Genomic DNA, 15,767 nt, shown 5'->3' with positions numbered 1-15,767 from the left:
CAAGCTAGTAAAATTGATGGATTCACCAGAGAAGTTTACCAACAGTAAGGAAGTCATCGCGTTTTTGGCCGATGCGTTTCCAAATTGTTTTTCAATCGAAGGCGATGCCAAGCCTTTAAAAATAGGCATATTTCAGGATTTGGCTTCCCGCCTGCAGGATGACGAACGTGTTAGCAAAACTTTGCTTCGTTCTTCGTTGAGGCATTACACCAACAGCTGGCGGTATCTGCACTGTATCAAGGAAGGGGCTTTCAGAGTCGACCTTGACGGAAATCCGGATGCACCTATCGAACAGGATCATGCTGAACACGCCAAACAGCAGCTGGATGAAAGCAAAGCCAAAGCTGCTGAGAAGCGCAAAGCCCGTTCAAAGCAGGCGCCTCGTTCGAAAGACAAACGACACAGTCTTCCCGGCACATCCGCCGGTGCTGCAGACAGCAAGAAAGCCGCAGGCGTGAAGTCGGGAACTAAATCAAAAACCGGCAGACCAAATAAAACACCCCCGGCGAAGTTAACGGAATCGGACTTACAGACTGGCACCCGGGTTACAGTGAAGTTAGGCAAGGCGCCTATGCCCGCTGTGATCACCGAAATTGCTAAGGATGGAGTTCATGTCCAGCTGGACTCGGGGATGGTCGTTAAAGTCACTCCAGAGACTTTACGTTTGGCGAGTTCCAAGAGGTCGTAGAATGAAAGATATCCTTCGTATTTCCATTGCAAGTGCGTTTATGGGCGTCAGTATCGGCGCCGGTGCCGTTTCCACAACGCCGTCTGTTGAAGATCTTCCCATGCTGCAGCAGGAGTCTCAACACAGTGTGGCAGTGAAACGGATCAGTAACCTGTTCACCCGTGCTCACTACAAGGAAATAGCGTTGGATGACGCGCTCTCAAATAAAATTTTCGAGCGCTATCTGCAGTCTCTGGACAATAATAAGCAAATCTTCCTGCAGTCAGATGTAGACGGGTTTGAAAAATACCGCGATCAGTTTGATAACGCGCTGAGCCGGGGAAACCTGTCCATTGCCTATGAAATGTATAACCTCAGTGCTGAGCGGCGTGTAGAGCGGTTTGAATACGCGTTATCCCTGCTCGAACAACCGTTCAACTTTGAACAGGAAGGCGACAAATTCTACTTCGACCGTGAAGATGCGGCATGGCCCACCACTGTTAACGAACTGAATGAACTGTGGCGCCAGCGCGTGAAGTATGACGCACTCAATCTGGTTATGGCGGACAAAAGCTGGGAAGAAGCCAAAGAGCTGCTTACCAAGCGCTATAATCGGGCAATCAAACGGCTGAAGCAGGCCCAGAGTGAAGACGTTTTTCAAACGGTCATGAACTCTTTCGCCCGCAGCATTGAGGCGCATACCAGCTATTTGTCTCCCCGCAATGCCGACCGCTTCCAGATGGAAATGAATTTGTCATTTGAAGGCATCGGGGCTGTGTTGCAAAGTGAAGACGATTTCACCGTCATTAAAAGCATCGTGCCCGGTGGCCCTGCCGATAAGTCCAAGGCGCTTAAGCCTGAAGACAAGATAGTGGGTGTTGCCCAGGATGACGAAGAATTCATTGACGTGGTTGGCTGGCGTCTTGATGAAGTGGTCGAACTGATTAAAGGGCCAAAGGGCAGCACAGTGCGCCTGCAGGTTCAAAAAGGAACCACTGACAGCAAATCCATGTCTGTGGTCAGTCTGACTCGTGACAAAATCAAACTGGAAGACCGGGCTGCCAAATCGGAGGTGTTTGTCCCTGATACTGGTCCTAATCAGGGCGAAAAGCTCGGCGTGATAACCATCCCAAGCTTCTACAACAACTTGCACGCCGACGTTCAAAAGGAAATCGATTCACTCAAAGCGCAGAATGTTAAAGGCATTATTGTGGATTTGCGTGGTAATGGTGGAGGTTCCCTAACCGAAGCAACCTTGTTGACAGGCCTGTTTATTGAGCAGGGCCCAGTGGTTCAAATCCGTTACGGAGAAGGCAAAGTCAGTGTTAACAGCGACACTGATGGTGTGGTTTCCTACGATGGCCCACTGACAGTACTGGTTGACCGCTATAGCGCATCCGCTTCTGAAATTTTTGCCGCAGCAATGCAGGATTACAATCGCGCCCTGATAATTGGTGAACAGACTTTCGGTAAAGGTACGGTTCAGCAGCACCGCGGTCTGGGCCGTATTTACGATTTGTACGATAACCCGCTTGGCAGTGTGCAGTTTACTATTGCAAAATTTTACCGTATTGACGGTGGCAGTACCCAGCATCGGGGTGTAGTACCGGATATTCAGTATCCTTCACCCATCGATCCGGCAGACTGGGGCGAGAGCCAGGAAGAAAATGCACTGCCTTGGGACAGTATTGAACGGGCAAATTACACTACTTTTGCCGAAGGGCAGACAGCGTTGGACGTATTGACTGCCAAACACAATGCCCGGGCATTGCAGGACCCTGAGTTTGCTTACCTGTATGAAGACATTCAGGAATACCAAAAGAATAAGGACAAAGATTATATCTCTTTGGTGCAGTCCGAGCGTCTGGCAGAAAAACGTGAGGCTGAACAAAACCAGCTGAAGCGAACCAATGAACGGTTGGCCAGACTGGACCAGAAACCGGTTGAATCGCTGGATGATTTGCCTGAAGTGCTGGAAGATTTGGATCCGTTTCTTAATGAAGCGGCCAATATAACCTTTGATATGATTGATACCGGCCGTTACGCAATCACGCGCAATTAGGCCGTGCGCATATAGCGGGGGCTGGTATTTGCCAGCCCTTTTTTGTGCCGACAATATTAAAATACACAGGCTGCTCGCCAGCGCCGGTAGCCTGTGGTAAACCTGTCATTAATAGAATAATAAAGGGAACAGAATGGCAACACGTGGAGAATTCTCATCCCGCATCGGGTTCATCCTGGCAGCGGCCGGGTCAGCGGTAGGGTTGGGAAACATATGGGGTTTTCCTACCCAGGTCGCAAGTAACGGCGGGGCGGCGTTTGTGCTGGTCTATTTAATACTGGCGTTTGTGCTGGCGTATCCCGTTCTGATGGCAGAGTTGATCATAGGCCGTTCCACCCGCGCTAACATGGTCGACGCTCTTGGTAAAATTTCCGGTAATGTTCTGGGGCGCATGACCGGTATCTGGGGTTTTATCACCGTATCGTTGATTCTGGCTTTTTACGCCATTGTCGGCGGCTGGATGCTGGCCTATTTCGTTAATTCAGGCCTGAATTTGATAGGTATTGATGGCCTGTCTGAATGGTTGCTGTCTTTTTCCACTCCCCGCAATCTGCTGTTCTGTGGCTTGTTCATGGCGCTGACGTCATTCATTGTTATCGGTGGCGTAAAAGCCGGTATTGAAAAATGGTCTGTGCGCCTGATGCCCACACTGGTTATCATCATTGCACTCCTCATTATCTATGTGAGTTTTCAGCCTGGCGCTGTCGAAGGCTGGGGGGCCTATCTGGTGCCGGATTTCAGCCGCATCCTGGACCCTGATTTGTTAATCAGTGCGATGGGACAGGCGTTCTTCTCAATGTCACTGGGGGTTGGAACCATGTTGGTATACGGTTCCTACGTCAGCAAGAACGAGAATCTACCCTCAATCGGTGCATCTGTCGCCCTCGTTGATATTGGTGTTGCAATCATTGCTGGCATGCTAATTATTCCGGCGATGTACGTTGCGCTCAATAATGGGGTAGAAATTTTTACTGCCGATGGGTCATTGATCGAGGGTGATCAGCTTATTTTTACCGTTCTGCCAGCACTGTTTGAATCGATTGGCTATATGGGAATTCTGGTATCGGCCGCATTTTTTGCATTGATGGTGATCGCTGCCGTGACTTCATCAATCTCAATGCTCGAAGTGCCGGTTGCCTATCTGGTCGAAAGCAAAGGGCTGGGGCGTAAAAAAGCTGTTGTGTGGATGAGTTCCATAATCTTTCTTTGCAGTTTCGTTATTATGCTCAATTTTGAGCAGTTGTTCGGGCTGGTGATCGCGGCTACCACGCAGTATAGTCAACCATTACTGGGGCTTGCCCTGTGCCTGTTTGCGGGTTGGGTATGGCGTCGTGATGCGATTCTGGAAGAATTGAAACACGGCAGCCCCGACATCGAAACCGGAATGTTCTGGCGAATTTGGCCGTGGTACGTTCGTTTTGTGTGCCCGGTAGTGATTGCGGTGATGTTTTTCCGCTCAGTGTTGTAAACAACGTAAGTAAAGATTGATTCCTATAATGACAAATACAATCAAACAACCCACTCTTTTGGATGCACTCATCCCCATTATTTCCCTAGTGATCATGATGGGGGGCGCAGTTTACCTGTTTGGCGACGGCTCCTCGTTTGGCCCTAACCAAGTAGCCCTTTTGCTCGGTACCGGCATGGCAGCCATTATCGGCATGAAGAATGGCCACAGCTGGCTGGAGATTGAAAAGGGTATCGTCAAAGGCATTTCTATGTCATTGGGAGCCTGCCTGATATTATTGGCGGTAGGGTCACTGATTGGTTCCTGGATGCTGGCCGGGACGGTTCCCACGTTAATTTACTATGGCCTTGAGCTGTTAAATCCGTCTTTTTTCTACGCCGCAACCTGCCTGATTTGTGCCGTGGTTGCGATGAGTATTGGCAGTTCCTGGACTACAGCGGCCACTGTGGGTGTTGCCTTGATGGGGGTTGCTTCCGGCATGGGGATGTCTCCGGCAATTGCTGCAGGTGCGGTAGTTTCCGGCTCGTATTTTGGCGACAAGATTTCACCCTTGTCTGAGACCACAAATCTGGCACCTGCCGTTGCAGGGACCAACCTGTTTGAACACATTCGCTATATGCTGTGGACCACCATCCCCAGCTTTGTAATTGCATTAATTCTATTTACCATTCTGGGTTTCAGCGAATCAGGAAACGCAACCGCAGACCGTATTGAGCAAATGCAGACATTGCTCGAACAGTCTTTTTCTCTGGGCTGGCATCTTCTGGTCCCATTAGTGGTACTGCTGACATTGGCGATTCGAAAGATGCCAGCATTTCCAGCGGTAGCAATTGGTGCGTTACTGGGCGCGTTGTGGGCCGTGATCTTTCAGTCCGATGTCGTCTACAGTATGGTCGGCGAGGGCGAGCAGAGTGCAATCGGAGCACTCAAAGTTGTCTGGACTTCGTTATTTGATGGGGTGAGCTTTTCCACCCCGGATGAAAACCTCAACAGTCTGTTGAGCCGAGGTGGCATGTCGTCAATGCTCAATACCATATGGCTAATCATCTGTGCCATGTCATTTGGTGCGGTGCTGGAGAGCGTTGGGTTGCTCAAACGCGCCGTTAGTACAATTCTGTACGGAGCCAAATCTGCCGGGGATATGGTCAGCCGAACCATCCTTACCTGTATTGGTACCAACCTGATTACGGCCGACCAGTATATGTCAATTGTCATGCCAGGGCGCATGTACAAGGAAGAATTTGAAAAGCGTGGGCTTGACCGTCTTAATCTTTCCCGCAGTCTGGAAGACGGTGGAACCATTACCTCACCACTAATCCCGTGGAATACCTGTGGTGCGTATATGCAGGGTGTATTAATGGTTCATCCGTTTGAATACATTTTCTATGCGTTCTTTAACCTTATTAGCCCGGTGCTGGCAGTGATTTACGCCTATCTGGGGATAAAGATCCTTAGAATTGAGCCTCCGTATACAACTTCTGCCAAAGAATCCAACTAATCAGACAGTCTGAATAGGGCAACTATGAACATGCAAGTTAAACGGCGGGCGGATTATACCCCGCCGCTTTTTGTCATCCGTGACGTCAAACTGTTTATCGACCTGAATCCTACCCAAACCCGGGTGAAAAGCCGCCTGGAGATAGAACGCAAGGGCAAGCACTCCGAGCCCCTTATCCTGGATGGTGAAAAGCTGGAACTCGTCAGTGTCCGGCTCGAACAAAAGGTATTGGAAGATTATGCTCTCAACGACACCAGCCTGGCGCTGGCGAACGTTCCGGATTGTTTTACCCTTGAAATTGAAACTCTCATTGACCCTCAGCACAACCAGGCATTGGAAGGGCTTTACCTGTCCAATGGGGTGTATTGTACTCAGTGTGAGGCGGAAGGATTCAGGCGCATAACCTATTTTCTTGATCGCCCGGATGTACTTGCAACCTACGAGGTGACAGTTCAGGGCGACAAGACATCACTGCCCACCCTGCTAGCCAATGGAAATCCGGTTGCCCGGGGAGAAAATACTGACGGCACCCATTGGGTGACCTGGCAGGACCCTCATCCAAAGCCCTGCTATCTGTTTGCTCTGGTGGCCGGTGACTTTGATTTGCTGACCGATTCCTACACTACCGCCAGCGGTAGGGAAGTCGCTTTGGAATTGTATGTAGATATCGGGAAACGGGAGCGGGGCAGGTTCGCACTTGATGCGCTGAAGCGAGCGATGCGCTGGGATGAGCAGAAATACGGCCTGGAGTATGACCTCGATATTTACATGATTGTTGCGGTGGACTTTTTTAACATGGGAGCCATGGAGAACAAGGGGTTGAACGTCTTTAACAGCAAATTTGTGCTGGCGGACCAAAACTCTGCGACCGACGAGGATTTCTTTAATGTTGAATCGGTGATCGCCCATGAATATTTCCATAATTGGACAGGTAACCGGGTAACCTGCCGTGACTGGTTCCAGTTGAGTCTGAAAGAAGGCTTGACCGTATTTCGCGATCAGCAATTCAGCGCGGATATGACATCGCCGCTGAGCAACCGTATCAAGCATGTCAGAGTCATGCGTGAACATCAGTTTGCCGAAGACGCCAGTGCCATGAGTCATCCTATTCGGCCAGACGAAGTCATCGAAATGAATAATTTTTATACGGTGACGGTTTACGACAAGGGTGCGGAAGTGATCCGTATGCTGCATACCTTGTTGGGTGAAGAGGGATTTCGCCAAGGTATGGACGAATATTTTCGGCGTCACGATGGTCAGGCGGTAACTTGTGATGACTTTGTCGCAGCAATGCAAAGTGCCACCGAACTGGACCTGAGCGCATTTTCACGCTGGTACAGCCAATCCGGAACACCGGTCATTGAGGTTGAACGTAAACCCGTTGATGAGGCAGGGAACCAGACCATTACGCTGCGTCAGCGTAACCCGAAAACCGCCGATCAGCACAAAAAAGAGCCACTGTACTTACCTGTGGCGATGGATTGCATTGACGCCAACGGCGCACACATTACTGATGATGAAGGTAAGATAAAGGATGGCCTGGTTATTCTGGACTCGGAATCAGTAACGCTGAGTTTTTCAGGCCTTGGCAACCCGGTTATTCCTGTAGTGCTGGGCAATTTTTCTGCCCCGGCCAAGGTAAATAATCCGCTGTCGGTACAGGAATTACTTCATGTATTTCGTTTTGCGGACGACAGTTTTAATCGTTGGGATGCTCTGCAGTCGCTCTATGACTGGTGTATTGAACAGTACGCGAATGGCAACGGCAGCAACGTTAACGATGCCATATGGTCCGGGTTGAAGGGCGTGTGTCTGGACGAAGCAGATAATCACGAATTGCTCGGCGAATGCCTGGTTATTCCCAGTTTTGAAACCCTGTGCCAAAGTCGCACGCTGGTGGATGTAGACCGGTTGCACCGTGCCAGAGAACAGTTTTGCCATGACTTTGCGATGCAGCTGAGTGAGCCGCTTACACAGATATACGCTTCGATTGCTGCCGGGTCGTATCAGTATTCCCAGTATCAGGTGAATGCGAGAAGGGTCAGAAATGTGGTTTTAGGCCATCTGGCACTTACCGAAAAGGGCAGTCAACTGGTTGAGCGCCAGTACCACAACGCTGATAACATGACCGACACACTGGGTGCGCTGAAAGCGGCACAACGTGGAAAGTCGCAATTGTTCGAAACCCTGATGGCAGACTTTGAATCTCGCTGGAAGCAGGACCCACTGGTGCTGGATAAGTGGTTTTCTCTGCATGCGACCTGTGAGCGGGCAGACAGCCTCTCACAACTGACACTGCTCAGGGAACACCCACAGTTCAGTGACGGCAATCCCAACCGGGTACGTGCGCTGATTGGCAGTTTTGCATTCTACAATACGGCCGGCTTCCATGCTGTGGATGGCAGTGGTTATAAGTTTGTCACTGATTATTTGCTCCAGTTGGACAAAACCAATCCACAGGTTGCGTCGCGCATTGTTACGCCGCTCACACAATGGCAACAATTCGCACCCGGGTATCAGGAGAAAATGAAAGCCCAGCTTGGGCGTTTGCTCAATCAGAGTGGGTTAAGCAGGGATCTGTTTGAAAAAGTCAGTAAGAGCCTGGCCTTTGATGAACACCAAGCCTGAGCAAATTTATTACTTCACTTTGTCGTTAAACTACCAGCAATGTGAATCGCTTTATTTTCCTGGCAACCACAAGGTAGTATTAACGGCCGAAAACGGTACGAGGGTTCAGATACCCTCAAGCCGCTTGCGCTCCCACGTTCACAGCTATGGCCTGAGCGGCCGTTTTCGTCTTATTGTCGGTAATGACAACAAAATCCGCACCTTTGAGAAGATTCGTTGAATTACCTGCGCTTGCTGCGTTGATGTGCGTCACACATCAACTCTCAGGTTATTTTTCATACAGTTGTTTGACTGGTACGATTTGTTCTTGCGATCAATGAAAAATGATGTAATCATTTTGTTAAACAACGTGATTGGTCTTACAGTCAGCACATGTAACGTGATGACTTAGGAGAATAAAAACTATGACAAACAGGCCTGGTCCATTTCAAAAGTCTCCCATCGCAGCAGGCGTTGTCGCAATACTCGGTGCGGTTTCAGCCCCCGGTTATGCGGCGAGCTGGCAAGTGGGCGATGTTAGTATTTCACTCGACTCCAACTTTACTCTGGCAACCAGTATCCGTACTGAAAACCGGGATTTCAGTCTGATTGGAAACAGTAACCACCCCCAGTTTGACTGGAGTGGGTACAATGCCGCAACCAACGTTATCTACCCTGCGGCTGACGTTTGGGCGTCTTCTGACGGCGCATATTCAACAAACAACGATTTGGGTAACCTTGCACACGACCCCGGTGAAGCGTTCTCTACCCAGGTATCCGGTAACCATGAGCTGGATGTGAACTTTGGCGACTATGGTTTTTTTGCCCGCGCATTCTGGTTCCATGATTTTGAACAGATGGATGGCGATCGTCCCTGGTCCAATCCCATTACCGGCACCCAGGTAGACCTGTGTGAAGACCCGGAAGCCAAGGATTTGTTGTGCCAGGATATTCGGCTGCTGGATGCGTTTTTCTACGCAGACTGGTGGATTGGTGATCAACCCTTGTCGGTCCGTGTCGGTAACCAGGTTATCAGTTGGGGTGAGAGTACTTTTATACAGCACGGCATTAACACCACGAATCCGGTTGATGTTACCCGGGCCAGAGCGCCTGGCGCAGAGTTGAAGGAAGTATTTATTCCGGTAGGGATGGTGTTCGCTTCGCTTGGTCTGACCGATACACTGAGCGTTTCCGGTTATTACCAGTATGAGTGGGAGCGCAGTTGGCTTCCGGTTTCAGGAAGCTATTTTGCTACCAACGACTTTGCCGGCGAAGGCGGGCAGGCCAATAACATTCAGCTGGGCTTTACCGGAAACCCCGATATCGATATGGAGCACCTGTTATCTTCACTGAATGATTTGGGTGCAGCGCTGGCAGCCGGTGCCGATCCGGCACAGATCTCACAGGCTTACCTCGCTTACCCGACCAAAGTAGCTGTGCGTGGCTATTCAGATGCCGCTCACCATGATGCTGACGATCAGGGCCAGTATGGCTTGCGCCTGACTTGGTTTGCGGAAGAGCTGAACCAGTCAGAACTGAGCTTTTACCACATAAATTACCATAGCCAGCGTCCGCTGATTTCCGGTGTAACGTCTGACTTCACTGCTGCCGGTATCGGTGCTGATTTGGCCTATATGGCTCAGAATACCATCACCAAAGAAAATATTACCGACTTGCAGGCTTTTACCGAGGCCCAGTTCTTTTACCCGGAAGACATCAAGCTTTACGGATTCAGCTTCAACACCAACGTAGGTACGACGGCTCTGGCTGGTGAATTTGCTTACCGCCAGGACGAACCTCTTCAAATTGACGACGTTGAGTTGCTCTATATGGGCATGCCCGAGCAACTTGCCAATGTGGGATTAAGACCCGACCTTGCGGGCATTTCGCAACTGAATAACATCGGCCGCAATGTCGGGCCAGGCGAGACTGCACAAGGTTTTCTGTTCTCCGATACCTGGCAGGCCCAGTTTACGGTTTCACATGTGTTCGGACCGGCGCTCGGGTCAGACAACCTTATTCTGTTGGGTGAGGCAGGGTACGTTAATATTATGGATTTCCCTGATCCGAACGTTGTCCGTCTGAATGCGCCGGGCACTCACCGTACACCTTCACTGGAACCGACAGCCGATGGCAACCCTCGTCCTGGTTTGCACACAGGTCTGTCTAACGGGCCGGAAACCAACCCGTTTGCTACCGAAGATGCATGGGGCTACCGGATCCTTGCGGTGGCAGATTTTAACAACGTCTTTTCCGGTGTGAATCTGCGTACCCGGGCGACCTTCTCCCACGATGTTGATGGTACAACGCCTGATCCACTGTATCTGTTTTTGGAAGACACCAAGTCTGCCAGCATATCTTTGACATTTGATTACTTGAGCAAGTGGTCAGCAACAGCGGCCTACAATGCCTATTGGGGTGGTCTGGGTACCACCAACGCGCTGTCTGATCGTGACTTTGTGTCTTTCAATATCAAGTATTCAATCTAGAGGCCAAATAATGATGATTAAAAAAGTTGGATTAATTGCTGCGGCATTATCCCTGGCGCTGGGCAGCGCTGCCGCCAATGCCAAAATCAGCCCTGAAGAAGCCAGCAAACTGGGCAACGAACTCACGCCTCTGGGCGCTGAAAAAGCGGGTAACGCAGATGGCAGCATTCCCGCCTGGACTGGTGGTATCACCACCCTGCCTGCAGGGTATCAGGTTGGCGACCATCACCCGGATCCTTATCCTGGCGATGCGGTGTTGTTTGAAATTACCGCCAAAAATTACAAGGAATACACTGCCAATCTGACCGAAGGGCAGATCAAAATGTTTGAGACTTATCCGGATACCTTCCGGATGCCGGTCTATCAAACCCGCCGTTCTGCATCCAACCCGCAGTCGGTGTATGAGCAAACCAAGATAAATGCGACGCGCGCGGAACTGCTTGACGGCGGGAACGGGTTAAAAGGTGCGGCTATCGGGATCCCTTTCCCAATTCCACAAAACGGTCTGGAAGCCATCTGGAACCATATTCTGCGTTACCGTGGTGAAGCCATTCAGCGTTATGGTGGCCAGGCTGCAGTTACATCCTCCGGAGACTACAACGTAATCGGTTTTGACGAGCAGTTACTGCTCCAGTATTCAAAAGCTGATGCAACGCCGGAACAGCTTGAGGCGGACAATATTCTGTTTATGTTCAAGCAGAAAATTACCGAGCCGGCACGTCTGGCAGGAACCGCGTTGCTGGTACACGAAACGGTTGACCAAATTAAAGAGCCACGCAAAGCCTGGACGTACAATACCGGGCAACGTCGGGTGAGATTGGCACCAAACATTGCCTATGACACGCCGGGAACTGCATCTGACGGTCTGCGTACTACTGACGATTTCGATATGTTTAACGGTTCTCCGAACCGCTACAACTGGGAACTGAAGGGCAAGAAGGAACTGTACGTAGCCTACAACAACTATGCGCTGCACAGCGACAATGTGAAGTTTGCTGACGTTCTGCAGCCAAACCATATCAATCCGGATTTAACCCGCTGGGAAAAACACCGGGTCTGGGTGGTAGAAGCTACTTTGAAAGAAGGTTTCCGCCACATTTACCAGAAGCGCGTGTTTTTCATTGACGAAGACAGCTGGCAAATTCAGGTTGCTGATATGTACGACAATCGCGGTGAGCTGTATCGGGTTGGTTTTGCCTATGGTGTAAACTACTACGAGGTACCCACCCAATGGTCTACGCTTGATGTGTACCACGACCTGAATTCCCGTCGCTATCTCGCCATGGGGCTTGATAACGAGAAGACCATGTACGACTTTACCATTCGCCCGAGAGAGGTAGAGTTCACGCCGCAGGCGCTGCGACGGGAAGGCATGCGTTAGGACCAAGCGGTTGGCATTGCCAACCGTTTTTGTATATACAGAATGAAAATAAAAAATAAGGAGCAAACCCGGGTATGAAGAACGCTCTTGCGTCGGTGCTCGTGACATCCGCCATCACTTTTTCTGCCTCCGCCCAGGAGGCATTTCTGGCACCTCTGGTCGAGCAATCGGTTCTGCTGGATGTGGCGGCGAGTGACTATCTGGTGGTAGTTGGTGAACGCGGGCATATTCTGACATCCAATAACGGCGTTGATTTTACGCAGTCTGCAGTTCCTACCCAGTCCACCCTTACTGCAACAGCGGCAGTGGGTGATCGGGTTTGGGCAGTTGGGCATGACGCCACCATTTTGCATTCTGCTGACCGGGGCCAGTCCTGGCAGACTCAGATGCAGGAACCCGATCTGGAACGCCCGTTTCTCGATATTGTGTTTTGGGATCAGGCACATGGTATAGCGATAGGAGCCTACGGGCTTTTTTACCGCACACTTGACGGCGGCGTGAACTGGCGGGCAGAGCGCCATGCTACCTTGCTCGACCCCATGGACCAGGAATACCTTGAACAGATACGCGAGGAAGACGAAGCCTTCTACCAGCAGGAACTGGATTCCATATTGCCACACCTGAACAGGGTTACCCGGGCGGGTGAAAAGTTGTATCTGGCCGGTGAGGCGGGTTTACTGGCCGTAAGCGAAGACCAGGGGCGTTCCTGGGTACGTTTTGATGTGGATTACACAGGGTCATTTTTTGATGTTCAGCCACTGGATGAAAACACCATTTTAGCGGTAGGACTACGGGGTAATATGTTCGTCAGGCGCGAGCAGGGCGATTGGGAATACGTCAACACCTGTTCAGACAGTACACTGAATTCCGTATTACCGCTGCAAAGCGAAGTCATCGCTATGGGTAACAATGGCATCATCATTCATGCGCAAAGGCCACTTCCGGTCAGTGAACCAGATCCATACGCCAGCTCTGTCACCTGCGAGCCACCTGCCGGTATTACCATGGAGCAGATTAGCGATAAGGCGGCGATCCTCAATGCCGTTCAATTTGACGGAAAAGTGATTGCTGTCACCGCCAACGGCATCAAACAACTGAATAAAGAATAAGAAGATTACATGTCCAGAATCATTCATTTTCTTGAACACCTGATTTTTGGTAACCGCAGGCTCGTAGTGGGCCTGTTTGCCCTGCTTACGCTGTTTTTGGGCTATCAGGCCTCAAACATGAAACTCGACGCCGGGTTTGAAAAGAACATTCCGCTCAATCACCCCTACATGCAAACCTACATGAAGCACCGCAAAGATTTTGGTGGTGCCAACAATGTGTTGGTTTCCGTGTGTGATCGTAACGGTAATATCTTCAATCAGAACTTTTTTGACACACTCAAGAATGTCCACGACCAGCTGTTTTTCATCAACGGTGTTAACCGTTCTCTGGTAGTGTCCCTGTTTTCGCCTTCAACACGGTTTACCGAAATCGTTGAAGGAGGTTTCGCCGGTGGCCCGGTGATACCGGCCGATTTTAATTCGGCCAACCCAAGGGCACTGGAACTGGTAGCCGCCAATATAGAGAAGGCCAACATTGTTGGCCGTCAGGTTTCCAATGATTACAGCTGCGCAATGGTAACCGCGCAACTTCTGGATATTGACCCTCAGACCGGCGAGTCATTGAACACACTGGCGCTGGCAGGCGAGCTTGAATCCAAACTGCGTGGGCAGTTTGAAAACGATCGTATTTCCATTCATGTGATTGGGTTTGCCAAAATGATCGGCGATGTGGCCGATGGTGCCAAAGATGTGGTGATGTTCTTCGCCATAGCCATCGCCATTACCGCTGTGATGGTGTATTTTTTCTCACGCAGCATCATGCTCACCATACTGCCGCTGCTTTGTTCTGTCATTGCAGTAGTATGGCAACTGGGTTTGCTGACGGTATTGGGGTTCGGTTTGGATCCCATGTCGATTCTGGTCCCGTTTCTGGTTTTTGCCATTGGTGTCAGCCACGGTGTGCAAATGATCAACGCGGTAGAAAAGCGTGCGGTCTCGGGCATGGGTGCGAAACACGCCGCCATGGCGGCTTTTCACAGTCTGCTTATCCCGGGGGGCATTGCCCTGTTGTCGGATACCGTAGGCTTTCTGACACTGCTGGTTATCGACATCGGCATCATTCGTGAACTGGCTATCACCGCCAGCATGGGTGTGGCCGTGATCATCTTTACCAACTTGGTATTACTGCCCGTACTGATGAGTTTTTTGCAATTCGGTGAACATTACGTCGATCGTTTTGCCAACAAAGAGCAACACTCAGAGCGCTTTTGGTCCTGGGTGGCGAAGTGTTCGTACAAAAAGCCTGCTGCCTGGATTCTTGCGATTACCACTGTGCTGTTCGTTGCCGGTTTCATGCAATCCCAGCACATGAAAATTGGTGATCTTCATGCCGGTGCTCCTTCGTTGCATGAAGACTCCCGGTATAATCAGGATACTTTCCTGATTACGGACCGTTATGAAGTAACTGTCGATTACCTCTCTGTTCTGGTAGAAACTTCGCCTGAAGCCTGTACTTCGCACTCCGTGATGAAAGCCATTGACGACTTCCAGTGGCGAATGGAAAACGTCGATGGGGTGCAGTCAACGGTTTCACTGGCTTCAGTGGCCAAAATCGTTAACGCCGGTTACAACGAAGGCAACGTAAAATGGCAGGTGCTTCCGCGCAATCAGCAGACACTGGTGCAGGCCATTTCCCGCATACCTTCCTCATCCGGTCTGCTGAATGGTGATTGTTCGGTAATGCCAATTATTCTGTTTATGCAGGACCACAAGGCGGAAACCATCAGCCGGGTAGTCGATGCTGTTAAGCAGTTTCGTAAGGAGTTTGAAACCGACGATATGACCTTCAGTCTGGCGTCAGGGCCGGTGGGCGTGATGGCGGCAACCAACGAAGCGGTGGCGGCGGCACAAATCCCCATGATGGCCTATGTATTCGGCGCAGTGATAGCGCTTTGCCTGCTGAGCTTCTGGTCTGTACGTGCAACACTTTCCGTCGTTATCCCGCTGTTTGTGGTATCCGTGCTGGCCCAGGCGCTGATGACCCTGCTTGAAATAGGCCTTACGGTGTCGACTCTGCCGGTGATTGCCCTGGGCGTAGGTATTGGTGTGGATTATGGGATTTATGTGCTGTCCACCATGAGCTACCGTCTTAAGCGTGGTGACAGTGTTCAACTTGCTTACACCAAAGCACTTCAGGAACGTGGCAGCGCCGTTTTGTTCACTGGTATAACCTTGGCGATAGGTGTCAGTACCTGGGTATTTTCAACACTCAAATTCCAGATGGACATGGGCATTTTGCTCACATTTATGTTCCTGGTGAATATGCTGGGTGCCATCATCGTATTACCCGCTTTGGCTCGTTTTTTATGGCCCAAACGAAACATAGACACAAATGCAGATTAAGCGAACTGAAAATACAGCAAGTGTAAAAAATATTTTTGCATAGCTACGCATTAAAAAGGGCCTTCGGGCCCTTTTTTTTCGGCCTTTTGTGCATACTTATCTAATCTGTTAACTAATGGTTAAAAAGGGGCTTTTATTGGATT

Annotated in this window: 10 protein-coding genes; all 10 read left to right on the top strand. The window is 50.3% G+C overall.

Features of this window, described 5'->3' with window-relative positions; genetic code table 11:
* Positions 1-16 precede the first annotated feature (16 nt).
* The 10 genes from proQ (at position 17) to DXV75_RS07725 (ending at position 15,624) form a co-directional block, all read left to right on the top strand.
* Positions 17-688 (top strand): RNA chaperone ProQ, encoded by a 672-nt coding sequence (gene proQ, locus DXV75_RS07770; protein ID WP_115592845.1) that lies wholly within the window; start codon positions 17-19, stop codon positions 686-688.
* Between the two features lies 1 nt (position 689).
* Positions 690-2,729 carry a carboxy terminal-processing peptidase gene (prc, locus tag DXV75_RS07765; protein ID WP_115592844.1) on the top strand — a complete coding sequence of 680 codons (2,040 nt, stop codon included), beginning with the start codon at positions 690-692 and terminating at the stop codon, positions 2,727-2,729.
* A gap of 133 nt (positions 2,730-2,862) precedes the next feature.
* Positions 2,863-4,197 (top strand): sodium-dependent transporter, encoded by a 1,335-nt coding sequence (locus DXV75_RS07760; RefSeq protein ID WP_115592843.1) that lies wholly within the window; start codon positions 2,863-2,865, stop codon positions 4,195-4,197.
* Positions 4,198-4,225: 28 nt separating this feature from the next.
* Positions 4,226-5,695, top strand: coding sequence for a Na+/H+ antiporter NhaC (gene nhaC, locus DXV75_RS07755; protein WP_115592842.1), 1,470 nt, complete (start codon positions 4,226-4,228; stop codon positions 5,693-5,695).
* Positions 5,696-5,719: 24 nt separating this feature from the next.
* On the top strand, positions 5,720-8,323 hold the full coding sequence (pepN, locus tag DXV75_RS07750) for an aminopeptidase N (RefSeq protein ID WP_115592841.1): 2,604 nt from the start codon (positions 5,720-5,722) through the stop codon (positions 8,321-8,323).
* On the top strand, positions 8,307-8,543 hold the full coding sequence (locus tag DXV75_RS07745; RefSeq protein ID WP_115592840.1) for a DUF2835 family protein: 237 nt from the start codon (positions 8,307-8,309) through the stop codon (positions 8,541-8,543). Before pepN ends, DXV75_RS07745 begins: the two co-directional genes overlap by 17 nt.
* 184 nt (positions 8,544-8,727) lie before the next feature.
* Positions 8,728-10,791, top strand: coding sequence for a DUF1302 domain-containing protein (locus DXV75_RS07740; protein ID WP_115592839.1), 2,064 nt, complete (start codon positions 8,728-8,730; stop codon positions 10,789-10,791).
* A 13-nt stretch (positions 10,792-10,804) separates the two neighbouring features.
* Positions 10,805-12,172: a DUF1329 domain-containing protein gene (locus tag DXV75_RS07735; protein WP_115593058.1), complete on the top strand. Its 1,368-nt coding sequence runs from the start codon at positions 10,805-10,807 to the stop codon at positions 12,170-12,172.
* 74 nt (positions 12,173-12,246) lie between these two features.
* Positions 12,247-13,281 carry a WD40/YVTN/BNR-like repeat-containing protein gene (locus DXV75_RS07730; RefSeq protein ID WP_115592838.1) on the top strand — a complete coding sequence of 345 codons (1,035 nt, stop codon included), beginning with the start codon at positions 12,247-12,249 and terminating at the stop codon, positions 13,279-13,281.
* A gap of 9 nt (positions 13,282-13,290) precedes the next feature.
* Positions 13,291-15,624 carry an efflux RND transporter permease subunit gene (locus DXV75_RS07725; protein ID WP_115592837.1) on the top strand — a complete coding sequence of 778 codons (2,334 nt, stop codon included), beginning with the start codon at positions 13,291-13,293 and terminating at the stop codon, positions 15,622-15,624.
* Positions 15,625-15,767: the final 143 nt, after the last annotated feature.

The sequence above is a fragment of the Alteromonas aestuariivivens genome (assembly GCF_003367475.1).
In the GTDB taxonomy this organism is placed as follows: domain Bacteria; phylum Pseudomonadota; class Gammaproteobacteria; order Enterobacterales; family Alteromonadaceae; genus Alteromonas; species Alteromonas aestuariivivens.
The sequence above is the reverse complement of the archived record's forward strand: the minus strand, read 5'-3'. Positions and strand labels throughout refer to the sequence as shown.

Coding starts and splice junctions, on each gene's coding strand:
- proQ (WP_115592845.1), top strand. CDS start 17: ATGGATTCACCAGAGAAGTTTACCAACAGTAAGGAAGTCATCGCGTTT.
- prc (WP_115592844.1), top strand. CDS start 690: ATGAAAGATATCCTTCGTATTTCCATTGCAAGTGCGTTTATGGGCGTC.
- DXV75_RS07760 (WP_115592843.1), top strand. CDS start 2,863: ATGGCAACACGTGGAGAATTCTCATCCCGCATCGGGTTCATCCTGGCA.
- nhaC (WP_115592842.1), top strand. CDS start 4,226: ATGACAAATACAATCAAACAACCCACTCTTTTGGATGCACTCATCCCC.
- pepN (WP_115592841.1), top strand. CDS start 5,720: ATGAACATGCAAGTTAAACGGCGGGCGGATTATACCCCGCCGCTTTTT.
- DXV75_RS07745 (WP_115592840.1), top strand. CDS start 8,307: ATGAACACCAAGCCTGAGCAAATTTATTACTTCACTTTGTCGTTAAAC.
- DXV75_RS07740 (WP_115592839.1), top strand. CDS start 8,728: ATGACAAACAGGCCTGGTCCATTTCAAAAGTCTCCCATCGCAGCAGGC.
- DXV75_RS07735 (WP_115593058.1), top strand. CDS start 10,805: ATGATTAAAAAAGTTGGATTAATTGCTGCGGCATTATCCCTGGCGCTG.
- DXV75_RS07730 (WP_115592838.1), top strand. CDS start 12,247: ATGAAGAACGCTCTTGCGTCGGTGCTCGTGACATCCGCCATCACTTTT.
- DXV75_RS07725 (WP_115592837.1), top strand. CDS start 13,291: ATGTCCAGAATCATTCATTTTCTTGAACACCTGATTTTTGGTAACCGC.